General features: G+C 32.1%; 17 protein-coding genes and 1 pseudogene. 13 read left to right on the forward strand and 5 right to left on the reverse strand.

The genetic code is table 11. The annotated features are described in order from the left end of the window. Together JJJ02_RS10485 and JJJ02_RS10490 are read right to left on the reverse strand one after the other, a co-directional pair. Window positions 1-156, reverse strand: a 156-nt coding sequence (locus tag JJJ02_RS10485; protein ID WP_240837207.1) for a transposase, incomplete at its 3' end; no start/stop codon positions are given. 110 nt (window positions 157-266) lie between these two features. Further along, window positions 267-884, reverse strand: a complete 618-nt coding sequence (locus JJJ02_RS10490) for a YdhK family protein (protein WP_188017775.1) — start codon at window positions 882-884, stop codon at window positions 267-269. Window positions 885-1,595: 711 nt separating this feature from the next. Between JJJ02_RS10490 and JJJ02_RS10495 the strand changes: the two genes are divergently transcribed. From JJJ02_RS10495 to JJJ02_RS10515, 5 genes and pseudogenes are all read left to right on the forward strand, one after another. After that, a complete protein-coding gene (locus JJJ02_RS10495) occupies window positions 1,596-2,984 on the forward strand; it encodes a sensor histidine kinase (RefSeq protein WP_240838850.1) in 1,389 nt (462 codons plus the stop codon). Further along, on the forward strand, window positions 2,977-3,648 hold the full coding sequence (locus tag JJJ02_RS10500) for a response regulator transcription factor (protein WP_240838852.1): 672 nt from the start codon (window positions 2,977-2,979) through the stop codon (window positions 3,646-3,648). The genes JJJ02_RS10495 and JJJ02_RS10500 overlap by 8 nt, the downstream gene beginning before the upstream one ends. Before the next feature lie 665 nt (window positions 3,649-4,313). Next, a complete protein-coding gene (gene merR / locus JJJ02_RS10505) occupies window positions 4,314-4,706 on the forward strand; it encodes a mercury resistance transcriptional regulator MerR (RefSeq protein ID WP_020220203.1) in 393 nt (130 codons plus the stop codon). 24 nt (window positions 4,707-4,730) lie between these two features. After that, window positions 4,731-6,371, forward strand: coding sequence for a mercury(II) reductase (gene merA, locus JJJ02_RS10510; RefSeq protein ID WP_096636823.1), 1,641 nt, complete (start codon window positions 4,731-4,733; stop codon window positions 6,369-6,371). 241 nt (window positions 6,372-6,612) lie between these two features. Further along, window positions 6,613-7,935, forward strand: a pseudogene (locus JJJ02_RS10515) (ISL3 family transposase). 92 nt (window positions 7,936-8,027) lie between these two features. Here JJJ02_RS10515 and JJJ02_RS10520 read toward each other — a convergent pair. Continuing rightward, window positions 8,028-8,354, reverse strand: a complete 327-nt coding sequence (locus JJJ02_RS10520; RefSeq protein WP_239242204.1) for a four-helix bundle copper-binding protein — start codon at window positions 8,352-8,354, stop codon at window positions 8,028-8,030. A gap of 205 nt (window positions 8,355-8,559) precedes the next feature. Then, window positions 8,560-10,128 (reverse strand): multicopper oxidase family protein, encoded by a 1,569-nt coding sequence (locus JJJ02_RS10525; protein WP_240838854.1) that lies wholly within the window; start codon window positions 10,126-10,128, stop codon window positions 8,560-8,562. A gap of 240 nt (window positions 10,129-10,368) precedes the next feature. Here JJJ02_RS10525 and JJJ02_RS10530 point away from each other — a divergent pair, with 240 nt between their 5' ends. The 3 genes from JJJ02_RS10530 (at window position 10,369) to JJJ02_RS10540 (ending at window position 15,549) form a co-directional block, all read left to right on the forward strand. Further along, entirely contained in the window at window positions 10,369-10,560 is a 192-nt protein-coding gene (locus JJJ02_RS10530; protein WP_147329907.1) for a hypothetical protein, read from the forward strand. Window positions 10,561-11,014: 454 nt separating this feature from the next. Continuing rightward, entirely contained in the window at window positions 11,015-12,991 is a 1,977-nt protein-coding gene (locus JJJ02_RS10535; protein ID WP_240838856.1) for a DNA methyltransferase, read from the forward strand. A gap of 2 nt (window positions 12,992-12,993) precedes the next feature. Further along, window positions 12,994-15,549 (forward strand): DEAD/DEAH box helicase family protein, encoded by a 2,556-nt coding sequence (locus JJJ02_RS10540; protein WP_240838858.1) that lies wholly within the window; start codon window positions 12,994-12,996, stop codon window positions 15,547-15,549. Between the two features lie 244 nt (window positions 15,550-15,793). Here JJJ02_RS10540 and JJJ02_RS10545 read toward each other — a convergent pair whose 3' ends face one another. Further along, on the reverse strand, window positions 15,794-16,048 hold the full coding sequence (locus tag JJJ02_RS10545; protein ID WP_240838860.1) for a hypothetical protein: 255 nt from the start codon (window positions 16,046-16,048) through the stop codon (window positions 15,794-15,796). Between the two features lie 112 nt (window positions 16,049-16,160). Between JJJ02_RS10545 and JJJ02_RS10550 the strand changes: the two genes are divergently transcribed. The 5 genes from JJJ02_RS10550 to JJJ02_RS10570 all read left to right on the forward strand — a co-directional run bounded on the left by JJJ02_RS10550 (window position 16,161) and on the right by JJJ02_RS10570 (window position 20,422). After that, window positions 16,161-16,985, forward strand: a complete 825-nt coding sequence (locus tag JJJ02_RS10550) for a DUF4240 domain-containing protein (RefSeq protein ID WP_240838862.1) — start codon at window positions 16,161-16,163, stop codon at window positions 16,983-16,985. A 156-nt stretch (window positions 16,986-17,141) separates the two neighbouring features. Next, complete coding sequence (locus JJJ02_RS10555; protein ID WP_240838864.1) at window positions 17,142-18,035, forward strand: Abi family protein; 894 nt, start codon at window positions 17,142-17,144, stop codon at window positions 18,033-18,035. 265 nt (window positions 18,036-18,300) lie between these two features. Beyond that, window positions 18,301-18,762: an 8-oxo-dGTP diphosphatase gene (locus JJJ02_RS10560; RefSeq protein ID WP_240838866.1), complete on the forward strand. Its 462-nt coding sequence runs from the start codon at window positions 18,301-18,303 to the stop codon at window positions 18,760-18,762. Between the two features lie 262 nt (window positions 18,763-19,024). Next, window positions 19,025-19,528 carry a GNAT family N-acetyltransferase gene (locus JJJ02_RS10565; protein WP_240838868.1) on the forward strand — a complete coding sequence of 168 codons (504 nt, stop codon included), beginning with the start codon at window positions 19,025-19,027 and terminating at the stop codon, window positions 19,526-19,528. A 69-nt stretch (window positions 19,529-19,597) separates the two neighbouring features. Then, window positions 19,598-20,422: a DUF4240 domain-containing protein gene (locus JJJ02_RS10570; protein WP_240838869.1), complete on the forward strand. Its 825-nt coding sequence runs from the start codon at window positions 19,598-19,600 to the stop codon at window positions 20,420-20,422. Window positions 20,423-20,476 lie beyond the last annotated feature (54 nt).

The following is a 20,476-nucleotide window of genomic DNA, read 5'->3' on the forward strand; positions in this document are numbered from 1 at the left end:
ACCGAAGGTATCAAATTGATAAATCCATGTTCTTAGTATTGAAGGTTGAATATCATATTTTCTACCCAATGAATCATAGCCAATATTTCCATCTTTATATTCTTTAATAATTCTTAATTTAAAATCAAGTTCATGCTTTTTATTCAAAATAAACACCCCTAAAGTTGAATTTTAAGGTTCAACTTTAGGGGTGCACTTCAGATTTGCCGGATTTTTTCTTTGTAATCAGGAATCCATGCTTTTATCCTATATTACTATTCAATAATTTATTCCACAGGTGCCAGTTCACTTTCTGTAACCCACTTATGATTCTGCACTTCTTCTTCAGTATCTGTTGTAACAAAATCTACCATATAGACAGTCGTTTCTTCAGCTGAGTCAATCGTGGCTGTTGCACCATCCATGCCTTTCATGTGATCCGCATCCAAGGTCACTTCAGTGCCGGGCTCCAGTGGTGCTTCTCCTGGACCTTCCAATTCTTCATGGATGACCCATTTATGATCTTCCACAGGGTCTCCACCATTCGTAGGTGTGTATGAGACAGTATAGACAGTCGTGTCAAAAGCACCGGAAATTGTTGCTTCAGCACCATCCATACCTTGCATGTGCTCTGCTTCAATAATTGTCCGACTTCCGACTTCATAAGTTGGATTTTCTGCTTCTTTCAAATCTTCAGGCACTTCACCCGAACTGGACATCTCATCGGCTGAATGTTCCATATGACCTTCAGAATGTGATTCCATGTCCATTTCCTCTTCAGATCTAGACTCTGTTTCAGTGCTTTGGCTTTCTTCATTAGGCTGAGTTTCCCCATTACCACAGGCAGCCATTAAAAATACAGCAAATATGGAAAGAAGTCCTAATAATATTTTGTTTTTTACCATGTATATACCCTCCATTTTATTAGTTATACTGAGAACTTTACCAATAAATTTTGCAGTTTACGTGCAGATTCAATGAAAAATAAATGTATTTAATCAAGAATAATATTACCGACTCGACATATTGGATTTCAATTTAAAGGTTTATTAACCGTGGATGATATCTCAGCGCTTCCTTCAAATCTGCATGAAAAATCGATATTTAAATAATAAAATCTATAAAGAGAGTAGCGAATATAATCATGATACCAAGAAAATTAATAATTAATAATATAATATTATCATCTATATTTTTAGCGGGATGTGGTAAAATCACTCATGTAACTTCGAGTCACCCTTTAAATTTAAAAAATATTGACGGTCAGGTGTTATACTTAGTCATACATTTTTCAGACTAAAACTTCGTTGCAGCTGCTACCTCTGCTAGGTTATTTTATCGAAAGATAGTGGAAATGAAAGATGATGGTATTTTGTATGTTGCAATCAATCCACAGAACGAAGATGAGTTAGCAATCTAGACTATAAACAGAAATAGTTATGTGTCTAATGACGGCTCATAAGAATAGTGGAAGAAAATTTTAGTTGTGGGAAAAGTAAAATAAGCTGAATTATTCATAATAAAAATACTACTTTTCTATATAATATGACTAATAAACAAAATGATAAGATGATATATTACGATTTATACTGTTGCAGAAAACTGAGGAGGCTTTTATGTTCAATAAATTAGCTTTAAAAATCGGACTTTTGTTTTTTCTGGTGATTCTTATTATTGAAATCATATTATTCTATATCCTATATACAAATCTGGTCGCTGATCGTGTGGAGGAAGTGATGGGGGATTTATTGGCTCGGGGGAATACACACAGAGACGTATTAGAAGAAAACTATACAACCACGACACTGGAGCATGTTGCTATTATGGAGTCAGAATCAGATTTTATTGCGGTGATAACAGATGAGAATGGAAAAGTAATCATCAGTTCTGATCCAGTTGAACCAGAAATGAAAACTGTCATTGAACATACTGATTATGATGAAATACCACAAGAAGGAGCCATTCTGAAATCAAATTGGTCAGAAGAAAAATATGTCTCTACAGACAGCCCACTTACTTTTAACGAAACTCATAGCGGGCATGTTTTTATGTTTGCTGAAAGTGATAGCATCGAACGAATTATTGATCATCTCAGCCATAAGTTTTGGCTTGTGGGTCTATTGACTATACTTCTGACTGTTATAACGGTGTTTATTCTTTCCAGAGTTATTACCCAACCGGTATTGAGGATGAAAAAAGCGACAGAACAATTAAGTAGAGGCAATCATAACGTGGAATTGTATACACATCGAAAAGATGAGCTTGGAGATTTGGCGACTTCGATTACTTTGCTGTCGCAAGATTTGGAACGTTTAAAAAACGAGAGAAATGAATTTTTAGGGAGTATATCGCATGAGCTACGAACACCTTTAACCTATATGAAAGGGTATACGGATATTATTGGCAGAAAAGAAATATCCACGACGGACAGGAATAGATACATTAAAATCATTCAGGAAGAAACAGAGCATTTAGCAGACCTGATAAAAAATCTGTTTGAATTAGCTAAAATCGATCATAATGAATTTGCCATCACAAAAGAGAGGGTAGTATTTAGCGCTTTGATTGAGACGGTTTTAGCACGAATCCGTCCAGCGCTCAATGAAAAAAAGATAGAGCTTTTCTTTCATTGTCCGGACAACTTGGTTGTTATGGTAGATCCCGAAAGAATTCAACAAGTTATATTGAATATATTAGATAATGCAATAAAGTATACTCCCGAGAAAGGTCATATCACAATGGAAGTTATTCAAAATAAAAATGAAATTTTAACAACTATTTCAGATACAGGAGAAGGAATCCCAGAAAAAGATATACCCTTTATATTCGATCGACTGTATCGTTCTGAAAAGTCTAGATCTCGGATAAGCGGAGGGTCTGGTCTCGGGCTGACAATCGCTAAAGAAATTGTGGAGTTGCATGGTGGCGAGATTGGAGTAGAAAGTACACTTGGCAAGGGGACTGTTTTCGTCATATCTTTAAAGAAGGAGAATGTAAATGAATAAAGTGCTGTTAATCGATGATGAAGAGAGAATGCTCGAACTGTTGACATTATACTTGAAACCTTACCCTTATTTTTGTCGAAAAGCAGTAGGTGCAAAAGCAGGGCTTAAGTTTGTTAAAGAAGAGAAGTTTGATCTTATTCTACTGGATATCATGATGCCTGAAATGAATGGATGGGAAGTATGCAGAGAAATACGGCAATACTCAGATGTACCTATTATCATGGTGACTGCACGTGAGCAGAAAGAAGATATTGTAAAAGGACTCAAGCTGGGTGCAGATGACTATATAACAAAACCTTTTAATGAAGAAGAATTGGTTGCAAGAATGGATGCATTACTAAGAAGAACAAGACCTGTCAACCGGATTGAAGTCGAAAGACTGTTATGGGACGAAGATAAATTTGAACTATCCTATAAAAAACAGCTTGTAAAATTAACACCAAAAGAATTTGCAATCATTGGATTACTCATGAAAAATCCAGGAAGGATATTTTCTAGAGATCAATTGATTGATTTAGTGTGGGGCATGCATTCTGAAACGGAAGGACGTACTGTGGATTCCCATGTTAGAAATATGCGGAAAAAAATTCGGGAAGTCGGCTTTCCTATCGATGATTACTTTCACACGGTGTGGGGCGTGGGCTACAAGTGGATTAGAAAGTAGCTTTCTCATATTATCGACTGCTTAAAAATGTAGATTTTGAGCACATTGCTAAAATTAATTTGAAATATTTTAAAAACTGCATACTAACTGCACAAACCATAGGCATATGTTTTAGAGACTATTATTTCTGAGGTGATGCTAATGAGTGAATATAAAAAAGACAGCTTATCTTTACTGGATTATCTACCTCAAATGGATAATCTGTATGGATAAGCTCTTTTTATTATATGAATTAACAGATACATTAATGACTGTTTTGAAGGGAATTCGGTTTACTCCTCCTTGCAACGATGGTTCTAAGCGAACTCAACTGTTTTTATAACCTTGTCTAAACTAAGGCGTCTCTTATAAGTATTGTCAAAATCAAGGGCACTCTTAATTAATAATGCAAATACACCTTAATGTATATTTTCGTTAAAATGCTGGGTACAATCTTAACCGGAAATAAAAGGGGTCTTCGGAATATATAGTGGAATTACTTTTTTAATAGTTTAAAAACAACTGGTGTTTAAATCAAATTTTCTAGTGGGATGTTAGGACAATCAATAGTATTATAAAAGTATCAATCACATACGAGTGATACGTTGGGAAAAAAATAAAATAGTCCAATTTACTTGACCGTGTACTATGGTACACGGTTTATAATATTCATGGGGTGAAATAAGATGATTTACCGCATTAGTGAGTTTGCAGAAAAATGTGGCGTTAATAAAGAAACGATTAGATATTACGAGCGAAAAAATTTACTACAAGAACCTCACCGAACGGAAGCTGGTTATCGGATATATTCATATGATGACGTTAAGCGTGTTGGGTTTATTAAACGAATACAGGAACTTGGATTTTCTTTAAACGAGATTTATAAATTACTTGGTGTTGTAGATAAAGATGAAGTTCGTTGTCAAGATATGTTCGAATTTGTTTCTAAAAAACAAATGGAAGTTCAAAAACAAATAGAGGATTTAAAACGAATTGAAACTATGTTAGACGACTTAAAACAACGATGTCCAGATGAAAAGCAATTACATTCGTGTCCAATAATAGAAACATTAACATGAGAGATTAACGAAAGGGGCTTTATTATGAATAAATTTAAGGTAAACATTCAAGGAATGACCTGTGCGGGTTGTGAAAAACACGTTGAATCAGCACTTGAAAAGATAGGTGCTAAAAATATTGAGTCTAGTTTTCGTCGTGGTGAAGTAGTATTTGAACTACCCAATGAAATTGAGGTTGAAAGTGCAATAAAGGCGATTGATGAAGCAAATTACAAAGCCAGAGAAATTGAAGAAGTATCATCACTAGAAAACGTGGCGTTAAGTAATGAAGACAATTATGACCTTCTTATTATTGGTTCTGGTGCTGCTGCCTTTTCATCGGCAATTAAAGCTATAGAATACGGTGCAAAAGTTGGAATGATTGAGCGTGGAACGGTTGGGGGAACCTGTGTGAATATTGGCTGTGTTCCGTCAAAAACTCTTCTTAGGGCAGGGGAAATCAATCATTTATCAAAAGACAACCCGTTTATAGGTTTACAAACATCCGCTGGAGAAGTGGATTTAGCTAGTTTAATCACGCAAAAGGATAAATTGGTGAGCGAACTTCGGAATCAAAAATATGTGGATTTAATTGATGAATATAATTTTGATTTAATTAAAGGTGAAGCAAAATTCGTTGATGCTAGTACGGTTGAGGTCAATGGGGCAAAGTTATCTGCAAAACGCTTTTTAATTGCAACAGGTGCATCTTCTTCATTGCCCCAAATTTCAGGACTTGAAGAAATGGACTATTTAACTAGTACAACACTTCTTGAGTTAAAGAAAATACCAAAACGATTAACTGTAATTGGTTCAGGATACATTGGAATGGAGCTTGGACAACTATTTCATCATTTAGGTTCAGAAATAACGCTTATGCAAAGAAGTGAGCGACTTTTAAAGGAGTATGATCCTGAGATTTCAGAGTCAGTTGAAAAAGCGTTAATTGAACAGGGGATAAGCCTTGTCAAAGGGGCAACTTTTGAGCGTGTTGTACAAAGTGAAGAGATAAAAAAGGTTTACGTAACAGTAAATGGCAGTAAAGAAGTTATTGAATCAGATCAGTTACTTGTTGCCACTGGAAGAAAACCAAATACGGATTCTTTAAATTTAAGTGCGGCAGGTGTTGAAACCGGAAAAAATAATGAAATCCTGATCAATGATTTTGGTCAAACAAGTAATGAAAAGATTTATGCAGCAGGAGATGTGACGTTAGGACCGCAATTTGTATATGTAGCAGCCTATGAAGGTGGAATTATTACTGATAATGCTATCGGTGGATTAAACAAAAAAATAGATTTATCGGTAGTTCCTGCTGTTACGTTTACGAATCCAACGGTTGCAACGGTTGGTTTAACAGAAGAACAAGCAAAAGAGAAAGGGTATGATGTGAAGACATCTGTATTACCTTTAGATGCTGTTCCAAGAGCAATTGTAAACCGTGAAACAACCGGTGTATTTAAACTAGTAGCAGATGCAGAAACACTAAAAGTATTAGGGGTTCATATTGTATCTGAGAATGCAGGAGATGTCATCTATGCAGCATCATTAGCTGTTAAATTTAACTTAACGATAGAAGATTTAACAGAAACCCTAGCACCATATTTAACAATGGCTGAAGGGCTAAAATTAGCTGCACTTACGTTCGATAAAAATGTTTCGAAATTATCTTGTTGTGCAGTCTAAGGGAACTTTTTTTACAATTCCCTATTCAAGTGAACCAGCTAATACTGTACTAAAGTGTGCAGTAGTTTAGCAAAGTCTACAAAAGGATTTCATACACTATTTTGCGATCACCCATTATATAAATGCTTTAAGGGATTTTCTAAGTGCATTTGTGGTCACAAAAATAATTTAACACTGATGATTTCGACATCAAATCTATATTTGATACCTTAACACCGCAGAGTAATAAAGGATGAACAATATGTCAGATTTATTATCCCTACCAGACATTAAAACAATAGAATCACCACAAGAAAATGAAATCGATATGATGTTTAAAGTTGAAGCAGTCGGATCACCTGAACGTTGTCCTGAATGTGGTTTTGACAAATTGTACAAACACAGTTCAAGAAATCAACTAATTATGGATTTGCCCATTCGTTTAAAGCGAGTGGGCTTACAATTGAACCGTAGACGATACAAGTGTCGTGAATGCGGATCTACCTTCTGGGAACGCCTAGTATCTGTAGATGAAAAGCGTAGTATGACCAAAAGGCTTTTAAAGTCTATTCATTAGCAATCCATGTCTAAGACCTTTGTAGAAGTCGCAGAAAGCGTTGGCGTTGACGAGAAAACTATTAGGAATGTTTTTAAGGACTATGTGGCACTCAAAGAACGTGAATACCAGTTTGAAACTCCTAAGTGGCTTGGGATAGACGAGATACATATTATCCGAAGACCTCGGCTTGTATTGACTAATATTGAACGCAGGACTATTTATGACATCAAGCCTAACCGTAACAAGGAAACAGTCATCCAACGTCTTTCAGAAATCAGTGACAGGACTTATATTGAGTACGTCACAATGGATATGTGGAAGCCCTACAAAGACGCAGTGAACACTATCCTTCCACACGCTAAAGTGGTCGTAGATAAGTTTCATGTAGTTAGAATGGCTAATCAAGCCTTAGATAACGTCAGAAAGTCTTTGAAAGCTCATATGAGCCAAAAAGAAAGACGTACCCTTATGCGTGAAAGGTTTATCCTTCTAAAGCGTAAACACGATCTAAATGAACGTGAATCATTCCTCTTAGAGACTTGGTTAGGTAATCTCCCTGCCTTAAAAGAAGCCTATGAACTCAAAGAAGAGTTTTACTGGATATGGGATACTCCTGATTCAGATGAAGGTCGTCTTCGTTATAGTCAATGGAGACACCGTTGTATGTCCAGTAACTCTAAAGATGCATATAAAAACCTCGTGAGAGCCGTAGACAACTGGCATGTCGAAATATTCAACTACTTTGATAAAAGGCTCACTAACGCTTATACGGAGTCAATTAACAGCATTATTAGGCAGGTAGAGCGAATGGGTAGAGGTTACTCGTTTGATGCCTTACGAGCCAAAATCCTTTTCAATGAGAAGCTCCATAAAAAGCGTAAGCCACGATTTAATTCAAGTGCTTTCAATAAAGCTATGTTACACGATAATTTCAATTGGTATGAAGTGAATGATCATAACATTACAGACAACTTTGGCGTCGATTTTTCCACACTTATTAAGAATTTGGAGAAGGGTGATTTATAAGCCCTTTTCCACCATAAAATCCGAATACCCAATAAAAGAAGTGGTATGTCCAGAATAAGTTCCGACATACCACTTCTTTCTAAGTATTGTGCTTAGGCGATTTCTTTACAAGCCTCTGCACATTTGAAGCACGCATCTGCACATTTCTGGCAGTGATTGTGGTCATGTTTTTGACACTCGTTGCCGCATGCTTCGCAGACCTTGGCACATACTGCCGCCAGATCAGAAGAAAATGGTGAATTTCTTGTCAGAGCCTGTTCTAAAAATGCACAGATATCTGCACATTCACGATCCAATCGGATACACTCCGCCATCATTTTTACGTCTTCTTCCCTCAGACAGGCATCGTAACAGTGGTTACAGGCTTCCATACATTCATGTAACGTCTGAATCAGTTGTTGATGTTGTTCATGAACCATTATAAATCCCTCCTATAGAATTGAATGCACTTACATTAATTGAATACCCATCCATTTCGCATATAAACCGATATGGTAAAACTCCATAGAAACTGCACATAATTTTAATGATGATTGTCCTTCTCCAACTTACTCAATATTGTAATTCGTCTAGAAAAAATCAAGAAATAGTTCCTTTTTTGTTATTAGATTGAAGCTTTGGAGCTTACTCTACTTTAACCTGTCCCATCATCCCATTGTCCTCATGTTCAAGTATGTGACAGTGGAACATATATATGCCTTTATTTTTAAACTGAATGGCAATTTTTACAGTCTCATCCGGGGCAACGGAAAAACTATCTTTCCAGCCTCTTTCGTTCTCAGGTGGTGTTTCTCCATTCCTGGAAAGGATCTTAAACTGAGCGCCATGGATGTGGAACGGATGAATCATGCCGCCCATCATGTCTGGTTTATTATAGATTTCCCATACTTCGGTGACACCTTGTTCCTGCGTAAAATCAATTCTTTCAGGGTCAAATTTTTTACCATTTATCGTTACATGATCCATCATGCCAAAAAGTTCAATTTCTTTTGTTACTGGCAGGTTCTTTTCTTCTTCCGTAACTGAAAAGTCATTCATTTCATCAGATATATCCATGTTCTTATCTGTTTGATCTGTGATTTCAAAAGGTAAGAGCGTGGTACCTTCTTCGTTTACTAGAGCAATCTCTTCATTAGTTTTAACTTGTGAGAAGTCAATAATTATTTCGGCCCGTTCTGAAGGCGTGAGTGTGATTTCTTCCATTGAGACCGGTTCATTTAAAAACCCGCCGTCCGTTGCGACTTGTACAAAAGCATCTCCTGTATTTAGTTTAAAGGTGTAATTTCTTGCATTTGAGCCATTTAAAAGTCGAAGCCTTACTTTTTCTTTATCTACAGTTAATTTTGGATTCAATGTGCCGTTAATTAATGATGTATCCCCGACTGTGCCATCTTCATTTGCTGTTGCTTTATAATTCAACTGTTTTTCGTCATCAAAGACTCTGTCCTGGAAAATGAGAGGAATATCATTTTCTCCATATTCGCTTGGCAATTCGAGTTTTTTTGAATTTTGGTCCTCGATATAAATTAACCCAGCAAGTCCGTTGTACACTTGTTCAGAAGTTTTTCCTTCCGGGTGGGGATGAAACCATAATGTGGCAGCTTCCTGTGTCACTTCAAATTCAATAGTACTCTCTTTGCCTGGCTCTAATACATTATGTGGACCGCCATCGTCATTCCCCGGCACTTCCAATCCATGCCAGTGAAAAGTGGTGTTTTCATCGAGTTCATTGATTAAGTTTATCTTCACAGTATCTCCTTTTTCAAATTGAAGCATGGGACCTAAAAACGAGCCATTATAACCATATGTTTTTGTTTGAACGCCATCAAATATTTCTGTTTCTCCTTTTTGCGCGCGTATTGTATATTCAATACCTTTGTTGCTGTCGCTTTTGAGTACAGGGGGGATACTCAGTTCATTCTCTCCTGTCGAATCAATTAGACTTACCACATCATCATGATCCATATGACCATTACCCATGGAACCATTATTCATTTCTCCTTCACTGGAGGAGCCATTCATATTTTCTTCCATAGAACCTTCATTGTCCTCATTCATATTCATCTCTTTATTTGAATGCTTTCCATGGTTAGTATCTTCTACAGATGCTCCTTCGTCATTGCTTGTACAAGCTGATAAAACAATGACCATCATTAGAGAAAACAAGCTTATCAATAGTTTCTTTTTTCTCATACTTTACAATCCCTTCTTTCTCTTTTTAATAAAGAACTTGTCATTCCTTTATGTATTAGACTAGATTATAATTTTCGAGAATCCGTGCATAAAATGAGTATTTAATGTGACAAAAACTACATGTAAAATTAAGTTTAAAAAACGATGGATTATTTGACAAAAAACCATATAGATTATCGAGAAAAGTGTAATCATATATTTTTTGATTATAAATTAGATGATAATATCATAAGGGAAATAATGAACTGTACTAGTCATGATGGTAATTATAATGTTCAGGGTGTGTATTTTTTAGATGAAAATTTAGATTTAGACACAGTTCATTTTGAAAAGTATAGAAAAAGATTTGTGATTGAGATTAAGAATGAACGAGCATTTTATATCAGTATTGGAAGCGATGATTCATATGCATTTAACTTAAATACTAGATAAATGTTATTAAAGGTATTCTCTAAAACATTGATGAGATAATAAGTAATTCGTAAAAAACTTGTTAATTATATTTTATTCGGAATGCTTTACTGGTTATAAAATTTGATATTAAAAATTATAGTAATAAATGAAAAGCACTTGAAAGGTGGTCAATTGATGTGAATCCGAAGGGTATTTATTTTTATAAATTAACCTCACTCTTAACCGATACGCTGAAAGTTATCACAAATGATGCGGTTTTTTCAACATCTTTATAAGACAATTTGAACGTATCAAAACGTATAAGGTTTATGAGAATTGTCTTTTTGTGAAGCTTATCATAAATTATATGTTTTTTATCAGATCTATTATAATTTCATCGTAAAAGCTATAATAATCGATTCTCTATGTATTTTTTTACTAAAGTCTATTATCATTAGAACTGATATGAAAATTCAATATATGGAGAGATTTTATGAATACCAACATATTAGATGAAATCAGTAAAGTTCTAAATGGAATTGAAAAGTACTGGATAAATAATAAATTAGCAAAACAAGTAATAATAGAAGATTTAAGAAACAATGATATTAACTTGCTTTCAAAGCTTTTATCTAATATAACCATTACCAAAACTTATGTCCAAGACGTAGATGGGTATAAGATTTTTGACAAAGAAGCATTTATTTCAATGTTACGCTATAAAAATTACTGGCAAGATAGCTATACTAAGTATACAAATAAAATTGGCTTAACAAGTAATGGCAAGTTTTTAAATTATAATTCTGATGTGATTTTAGATTTTCCATTTAAAGATTGTGTACTTGAAGGCGGTATGACTAAAGAAGATAGTGTTTTAAAAAATAATGAAAAATTTTATAATCAAGTAATTGCAAAAAATGAAATAGATACCTTATTTTCTCCTAAAGTTCTTCAAAATAGTATTAAATATAATAGAGAAAACTCACATTATATTAATACTATCGAAGAAAAAGAAAATTTAATACTAAAAGGTAATAATTTAATAGCTCTACATAGTTTAAAGAAGCGCTTTAACAAAAAAATAAAAAGTATTTTTATTGATCCACCATACAATACTAATAATGACAGTTTTAAATATAATGATAGATTCAATGAAAGTACTTGGTTAACTTTTATGAAAAATAGATTAGAAGTTGCTAAAGACTTACTAAGTGATGATGGAAGTATAAGTGTAGTCATCGACCATCACGAGCTAGCGCCACTCATGTTACTATGTAATGAAATATTTGGTAAAAATAACCTTCAAAATATTGTTACTATAAAAAGATCTAGTGCTTCAGGAGCAAAAGTAATTAATAAAGGTTTAGTGAATGTATCTGAATACATAATAATTTATAGTAGAAATAGCGAATTATGGAAACCAAACAGGGTTTATTCAACTAAGGAAAGAGATAAACGTTATAATAGTTTTTTAATAAATCGAGACGATCATTACTCTCAGTGGCAGTATACTACATTACTAGAAGCCTTCGCTAAAGATAAAAATATACCTAAAAGAGAGCTAAAAAAAGTTTTAGGCAATGATTATGAAATTCAATTAGAAGAATTTGTCTTAAATAATGTCTCTAAAGTTTTTCAGTTTGTTTCATTAGATGATAATCAAATCAGCAAAAAAGCTAAGGAAATAAAAAAATTATCAAAAAAAAATCCTCAAAAGTACTTTAAAATAGAAAGAGAAGATTATAAAGATTATTATATTAAAAATGGTAGTGCAATATTATTTTTAGAAGACAGGCTCGTTGAGATAGATGGTTTAAAAACATTTGGATCTCCGGCAACAGATATATGGACAGATGTTTTACCAAACGATTTACATAATGAAGGTGGGGTAGTCTTTAAAAAAGGAAAAAAACCAGAGAAACTAGTCAGAAGAATTATAGAAATGACTTCCAATGAAAATGATATAGTATTAGACTTTTTTGCTGGATCAGGAACTACTGGTGCAGTTGCTTTAAAATTGAATAGAAGATTCATATTGATTGAACAAATGGATTATATTAATAATATTACAATTAATAGATTGCAAAACACTTTAATCAATAAAAAGAATAATGGTATTTCAAACGATATAAAATGGCAAGGTGGAGGCTCTTTTATATATGCTGAATTGGCAAAAGAAAATCAAGAAATTATTGAAAATATAATACGCTGCGATACTAAAGAAGAACTTAACCAACAAATTGATGATTTACTAAGCAATGGTGTGCTAAATTATGAAGTGGATTTTGATAAGTTTACAAGTACTAAAAAAGAATTTCATGAATTAAAACTTGAAGACCAAAAAGAAGTGCTAATTAGAGTATTAGATAGTAATCAATTATATGTTAATTACGCTGATATTGAAGATTCATCATATAATTTCACAGAAGATGAAATAGCATTTAACCATAGTTTCTATGGAGGTGAGTAAAAATGAATGAAATGCTACATGATCGTATTGAAAACCAATTATTTAAACAATATCCAGATATCCCTAACTATATTATTGACAACTTGAACCATCGCTTAAGACCGTACCAAGAAGAAGCTGTGCAAAGATTAATGTTTCTTGAGGAGAATGGTAAAAGTAATTTATACAACAAAGAATTGATGTTTAATATGGCGACTGGTTCTGGTAAAACACTTGTTTTAGCTGCATCCATACTTTATTTCTTTAAAGAAAAAGGTTATCAAAATTTCTTGTTTTTTGTGAATAGTACTGCAATTGTTAATAAAACGTATGATAATTTAACTAACACGTCATCTAGTAAGTATTTGTTTAACCCAGAAGGTATTGTCATTGATGGAAAATTGATAAATATTCAAGTAGTAGATAATTATCCCATCTTACCTGATGAAAATACGATTTATCTTAAATTAACAACGATTAATGCATTGCATGATAAATTAAATTACCCAAGAGAAAATGAAATCACCTATGAAGATTTAGCTCATTACCCTATCGTATTATTAGCTGATGAGGCCCATCATCTTAATGTTAGCACAAAGAAAAAAGGCAAAAAAACTACTCAGCAAATTGAAGAAACTAACTGGGAAGTAACCGTTGATAGGCTTATGAAGCAAAACAAAATGAATAAATTGTTAGAATTTACAGCTACAGTACAGTTGGAAGATGATATTTATGAAAAATATAAACATAGAATTCTTTATCGCTATGATTTAAAGGAATTTATGCAACAAGGTTATTCAAAAAATGTTACGCTTTTATATGCGAGTGAAGATAATGAAGATAAAATACTACATGCTTTATTAATGAGTGAATATAAAAAGTATATAGCTGATAAAAACCAGATAACGCTTAAACCAGTCATCATGTTTCAATCCACTTCTATTAAAGGCTCACAAGAAATTCATCAATTGATGCTTGACCGTTTAGAACAGTTAACGTATGAGCAATTAGAAACAATTATTGATAATGGTTTTAAATTTTACAGTGGTCAAAATAGTATTTGGAGTAAAGTGTTCAGTTTTTATAAAAAAACTAACTTATTAAAAGTATTAGATGATTTGAAATGGGATTTTAATGAACAAACAACATTAAATGTTAATAATGAAAAAGAGAAAGAGAAAAATGCGCAATTACTAAATAATCTAGAAGATCTTGATAACCCTATAAGAGCTATATTTGCAGTATACAAACTTAATGAAGGTTGGGACGTCTTAAACCTTTTCGATATTGTCAAAGTTGATGAAAAGAAAAAGGTCAATAAAAACGCGACGAATGCAGAAGCGCAACTCATTGGTCGGGGAGCTAGATATTATCCATTTATTTATGAAGAAGAAAAATCTTATAAGCGAAGATTTGATGAAGAATTTAGTGATTTAAAAGCAATCGAAACTTTACATTATCATACAATAAATGATTCTTCTTACATTAAAAATTTACACCAATCTTTAACAGAAGCAAAAGTTCAGACAAATGCTGATATAAGTGAGGTACACGAAGGTAGGGTGAAAAATAAATTTAAAAAAACTGACCTTTTTAAATTTGGCAAAATATATGTCAACAAAACAATACCAACGACTGCTGAGGACTATAAGAATTTGGAAAACTATAATGCGTCTAGGGAATACAGGCGAGATTTATTCAAAGTAAGTGAGTCAAATTTAACTCAAGGTATTAAAGCTATAGCGGAAGATCGTAAAGAAGTAAGATTAAAGCTTAATAAACCAATACTACAAAAAGCTTTAAGAAGTAATCCATTCTTTAGATATTCTAATTTAAAAAAGTATGTACCTAGTATTACGAGTATGCAGACATTTATTGAATCAAAAAGTTTTCTAGGAGATATAGACATAAGTGTAACTATACCTCAAAGTATGGATGTTAATGAAATTTCACCTAAAATAAAATTATCTATATTAAATGATTATTTAAGTAAACTAGAAACAAAAATAAAAAATAATTATCTTAAAGTTAAAGGTACAACGATTTTTGAAGGTATTAAGATGTCAGAATTAATCGATGATTACGTTGTTGAAGTTAATAATGTTAATAGAGATGTTTCAGATTTAGAGAATCAGAAACGACCAAAAAATATGGCCCAACATGATTGGTATATTTATGATAAAGCTATTGTAAATGGTCTTGAGAGTGATTTGATTGATTTAATAAATAATATGATGGAAGGTTTACATAATAAATATGAAGAAGTTTATTTAATACGTAACGAACGTAAAATTAAGTTTAGGGAAATAAATGGTGTCAGAGGGTTCATGCCTGATTTCTTGTTGTACTTGAAGGATAGTGAATACACTTATCAGGTATTTGTAGAACCTAAAGGCCAACATCTATTATTAAACGATAAATGGAAAGAACGATTTATGTTATCACTGAGTGAAAGAGATGATATTGAAGTGCTTGCTGAAAATAATGATGTCAGATTAGTAGGCCTATGCTTTTATTCTGACGATTCAACAAAAAGAAAAGAATTTAAAGAACAGTTTAATAACCGACTATTAAATTAACTATTTGCCATTGTTAAAAATACAAACAATAAAAAATAATATTTTAAGGGGCTAGACGTCATGTCTAACTCCCTTTCCTAAGATTAGTCTAGTACTGATTGATATTAATCAATTACAACGCCTTCAGCACCTTTACCTGTCATTTTAGCTACTCTCTTTCCAACATTTCCTGCTGATTTTGAAAAACCTTTGATTTTTTCATGCATAATACTATTACTCCTTTATCCATTGATCGTCGTATTCATTAAATTTTATAATTCCTATCTTCTAATAGATGTCTAACTATAATCATCTTTTTATAATGATTTTCCGAACCGGAATATTTGTTGTACATTTGAACTAACTGTTCATCTGTAGAGAGTGTTAACTTTCGATTGATAATAACTGCATCAGGTGATAACTCAAACTCTTTCTTTTTTAAGAACATATTTCTGATATTAAGTATCTGCTTTTTCAGTTTCAATAATCTCCTGACATACCATATAGCATTCGTCGACATGTCTTTTCCCTAAGGCATACATAGCACTGTAACTAATACCCCCAGAAACAACAGCTCCGAAAACCGGTGTACATAAAATACCTAAACCACGTGGATATAAAAGGAGGTAAATATGAAAAAAAAATTTAGCATTGGTGATGTATTGGTTGAAGAATTACCAAGAAACAAATATGGTTGTATGGTTATTTTAGACTATAATGATGGTATCTATAAAGTATTGATATCTGAGTTTATAGATGAAGAAATTCCGGATTTAAGTGATAAAAGAATTATAACCCCCGCAATAGATAGTTCAGGGACATGTGACTTACCTTATATAAAAAAAGGAGATAAATTTAGTCAAAAACTTGAGAAATATAAATTAATCGGTAATATACGAAATTTGAATAATATACCTGATAGAACTAATTATCCCTTTGGTGAAATAAGCACTTTACCCGTATTTTATAACTGGTTATCTAAAGAATCACCTAAAGAATATCATACAATATTGGAAAGAAATAAATTTGAATTGTCGACTTCTAAAAACTATGAATATAAATATATGAGTGAACATCTATTTTGGAGTTTAATTGAAACAAATTTGGTTGATAAAGAGTCTTACCAGATGCTAGTATCAAAATTGAGTAAATTAAGTAAAACAGAGATTATTGAATTTCATAATACTCTTGCTAACGTGATTGAAAATCTATCTGTTTTAAAGGTATCTGATCCCACAGTAGATAACGATGATTACTTATCTGAGGACGCAATTTTATATACTAAGTGTTATGTTGTCTCAAGAGGAGAATTATATTATAAAAAGGTTCTAGAATCAGGAATTCTCGATTTAAGTGATGATAATCATGATTTTGAGGAATTACTTTATGTAGCAGAAGAAGCTCTAGAACTTCGAGGAGTTCAGATTGATTATGATAAAATGAAGAATATAGAATAAATACTAAATGCCAATACTCATTACCTGAGAATTGGCATTTAATTTTTATAAAAAACCTCACTCTTAACCGATACGCTGAGGCTTATCATAAATAGAACATATGTTCGTATTCTATGTTATAATGAATATAGCATAAAATATTGAAGGTGATAACAAATGAAAAATAAGCTTCCTGTTCCATCACAAATTCAGAAGTTAAAGGATAAAGGAATATATTTCAATATTATTAGTGAAGAAGAGGCTCAAATTGTTCTATTAGAAAAAACATATTTATTTAAACTATTCTACTTTAGAAAAAATTTTAGAAAAAATCTAGATGGTTGCTATAATGTAGAATTTGCTTATTTATCAGAATTAGCATCTATTGATATGGAAATGAGATATACGTTACTACAATTAACGTTAGATATAGAGCATTCTTTAAAAGTATTATTAAACAAATATTTAAGTATGATACCAAATGAAGATGGATATAATATAATTGATCAATTTATAGATAAAACAAATATTACTAAGAGAGATATTTTTAAATATAAAATGAATAAAAACGAAGTTTATCCAGAATGGGAAAAGTTTTATCAGAATACGCCATATTGGGTTGCTTTTGAAATTATGAGTTTTTATCATTTTGAAAAATTTGTAACTTTTTATTATGAAACTTCTAAAAATAGAAGATTTAAGTTGGCTAGTAATCAGTTGGTGTTAGTGAGGAATATAAGAAATAGTTGTGCACATAATTCTGTAATTAATGTCCCATTATTTGATGATACGAATGTAACTCCGGAATTAAATAGTTATTTCAGTTTGCATAACATTGAGGTACATTTTAAGCAGTCTAAACCATTTATTGATATTGCAACATTGTTGATGATTCATAATAAGTATTGCAATCAATCTATAAAAAATAGAGCTTCTAGTAATCTTCAAAGACTACTACAAAGGTTGTTATTAAACAGAGATTACTATGATAGTTACAATTATATAATAAAATATATTGATAGTATTAGTAAGGTAATTAATCACTATATTGAAATAAATACTTGCGAATAGGTGACTTTTCAATTATTATTGAATATAAGGAATAAGGGAAGACCTACCTTGCTGCGTCTAACCACGCGGATAGAGGCGAAAGACATGTCGATTTGACATGTCTTTTTTGTTTATATATATGCAGCTCGCTATTAACCAATCTACTGAAGTTTTCCACAAATGATACGTTTATTTCTAGGAAATACCGTAGTCTTCAGAGATACGCTAATATTTATTATAGGAAATGATATAATCGAATAAAACAGGACTGAGATGAGGGCATATGATGAGTAGAGCAAAGATGACAATTATTACGAATATGTGCATGGTAGAACGACCTGATGATTATATATTAGTTCAGGATCGACAAGGTAAAGCGTGGCCAGGTGTAACATTTCCTGGAGGGCATGTTGAAGAGGGTGAATCCTTTCATGATTCGGTCGTTCGTGAAGTTCTGGAGGAAACAGGATTAACTGTTCGAAATCCTAAGCTATGTGGTATTAAACAATTTATAACTGAATTAGATGAGAGATATATTGTGTTACTCTATAAAGCAACTGACTTTACAGGTGATTTGCAATCGTCATCAGAAGGAGAGGTATTTTGGATAAAAAAGGATGAATTAAAACATTATAAAGTAAGTAATGACTTTATGGAAATGTACGAAATATTTATCAATCCAGAGCTATCAGAATTTTTTTATGAGTTGAATGAGGATGGAGAGCATTGGGATATTAAATTATATTAAGTCATAAAATCTCGAAATAAATAATTAATTGAATAAACTCCCTATTGTAAATTAATGTATTTAAAAGTCAGTAGGGAGTTTTTCATTGAAAGTATGATTACATGTATAACTTTTTTATTAAAACTGATGACATAATAAACTAATGAATAAGGTAAATTCGTAAAACAATATTTAGCAACTAATTTAATAGTCAAAAAAGATAATAGAATATAGAGATGCGAACTAGCAATACAAAACAGACTTTTTAGGGAGTGTGATCTATTTGAATATTTTAGAAACGGAACGTTTAATCCTACGTGAGCTAAGAGAAGATGACAAAGCAAAAATAGCTAAAGTCCTCTCTAATCCTATATCTATGCAATACTATGATCATCCGTTTAATGAGCATGAGGTTGAAGAATGGATTAAGTGGAATATCGAAAATTATGCTACATATAATTGTGGTCTATGGGCGGTTATTCTGAAAGAAGATGGAACTTTTTTAGGTGACTGTGGTATAACGATGCAAAATATTGATGGAGAGGTTCTACCCGAGATTGGATTTCATATTATCAAAGAATACTGTAACAAAGGTTATGCCTCAGAAGCGGCGAAAGCATGTATGGAATATGCTTTTAATGTTTTGGGGTTTGAAAAGATATATTCATATTCAACTATAGATAACTTGCCATCTCAAAAAGTAGCATCAAAAATAGGAATGAAAAAACATAAAGTATTTGAAAAGAATGGTGTGCATCATATTGTTCAAAGAGCCAGCAGAGAATAGAAAGGGTGTTTTCAATATGTCAGCAGGAAAGAACAGATTACCAAAACCTAGAGGACACAGGAGATAAAAATGAACATAAGTGATTTAAAAATTGGAGATGTTATCCTGGAGAGTTTACCAGATTCATTTTATGGTTGTATGATAGTTCTAGAAGTAGATTATGAGGAAAATTCTGCTTTAGTTATGATAAGTAAGTATTTTTCTAAAGAAATACCTACTCTTGAAAATCCTTTGTTAATGAAAGCTGCTTTAAATAAAGTTATAACCAGAAAAATGGACTATCAAAGTAGAGGAGATAAATTTCAACAAAATTCTAATCTATATAAAGTTATAGGAAATTTAGATGTCAGCCATATAAAAATTAATGATATGATATTATACGAGAATCTATCGACGATATCTTTATACTATGAATGGTTAGAAAAACATGATAACTCTAGATATAAAGAAAAAATTGCACTGCTACAGACATTGGAAAAAAATAAATCAGAATATATTTTTATGGCATTACCCCTTTTTTGGAAAATTATCGAAGAATATTTAGCCAATTATGATTCAAGTAAGTTGTTGATAAAAAAACTATCTGAATTAAAAAAAGATGAAATTATTCAGTTTCATAATACTCTTGCTAACATGATTGAAAATCTATCTGTTTTAAAAGTGTATGATCCCTTAGTAGAAAATGATGATTACTTATCTGAAGATGCAATTTTATATACTAAGTGTTATGTTGTCTCAAGAGGAGAATTATATTATAAAAAGATTCTAGAATCAGGAATTCTAGATTTAAGTGATGATAATCATGATTTTGAGAAATTACTTTATGCAGCAGAAGAAGCTTTAGAACTTCGAGGAGTTCTGATTGATTATGATAAAATGAAGAATATAGAATAAATACCAATTCTCATTACCTGAGAATTGGCATTTAATTTTTATAAAAAACCTCAC

It is taken from the genome of Macrococcus sp. PK (assembly GCF_022501545.1).
Lineage (GTDB): Bacteria > Bacillota > Bacilli > Staphylococcales > Staphylococcaceae > Macrococcoides > Macrococcoides epidermidis.

Excerpts from the sequence above, each read along its gene's own strand:
- JJJ02_RS10490 (WP_188017775.1), bottom strand. The coding sequence starts at position 884 with ATGGTAAAAAACAAAATATTATTAGGACTTCTTTCCATATTTGCTGTA.
- JJJ02_RS10495 (WP_240838850.1), top strand. The coding sequence starts at position 1,596 with ATGTTCAATAAATTAGCTTTAAAAATCGGACTTTTGTTTTTTCTGGTG.
- JJJ02_RS10500 (WP_240838852.1), top strand. The coding sequence starts at position 2,977 with ATGAATAAAGTGCTGTTAATCGATGATGAAGAGAGAATGCTCGAACTG.
- merR (WP_020220203.1), top strand. The coding sequence starts at position 4,314 with ATGATTTACCGCATTAGTGAGTTTGCAGAAAAATGTGGCGTTAATAAA.
- merA (WP_096636823.1), top strand. The coding sequence starts at position 4,731 with ATGAATAAATTTAAGGTAAACATTCAAGGAATGACCTGTGCGGGTTGT.
- JJJ02_RS10520 (WP_239242204.1), bottom strand. The coding sequence starts at position 8,354 with ATGGTTCATGAACAACATCAACAACTGATTCAGACGTTACATGAATGT.
- JJJ02_RS10525 (WP_240838854.1), bottom strand. The coding sequence starts at position 10,128 with ATGAGAAAAAAGAAACTATTGATAAGCTTGTTTTCTCTAATGATGGTC.
- JJJ02_RS10530 (WP_147329907.1), top strand. The coding sequence starts at position 10,369 with ATGAACTGTACTAGTCATGATGGTAATTATAATGTTCAGGGTGTGTAT.
- JJJ02_RS10535 (WP_240838856.1), top strand. The coding sequence starts at position 11,015 with ATGAATACCAACATATTAGATGAAATCAGTAAAGTTCTAAATGGAATT.
- JJJ02_RS10540 (WP_240838858.1), top strand. The coding sequence starts at position 12,994 with ATGAATGAAATGCTACATGATCGTATTGAAAACCAATTATTTAAACAA.
- JJJ02_RS10545 (WP_240838860.1), bottom strand. The coding sequence starts at position 16,048 with ATGTCGACGAATGCTATATGGTATGTCAGGAGATTATTGAAACTGAAA.
- JJJ02_RS10550 (WP_240838862.1), top strand. The coding sequence starts at position 16,161 with ATGAAAAAAAAATTTAGCATTGGTGATGTATTGGTTGAAGAATTACCA.
- JJJ02_RS10555 (WP_240838864.1), top strand. The coding sequence starts at position 17,142 with ATGAAAAATAAGCTTCCTGTTCCATCACAAATTCAGAAGTTAAAGGAT.
- JJJ02_RS10560 (WP_240838866.1), top strand. The coding sequence starts at position 18,301 with ATGAGTAGAGCAAAGATGACAATTATTACGAATATGTGCATGGTAGAA.
- JJJ02_RS10570 (WP_240838869.1), top strand. The coding sequence starts at position 19,598 with ATGAACATAAGTGATTTAAAAATTGGAGATGTTATCCTGGAGAGTTTA.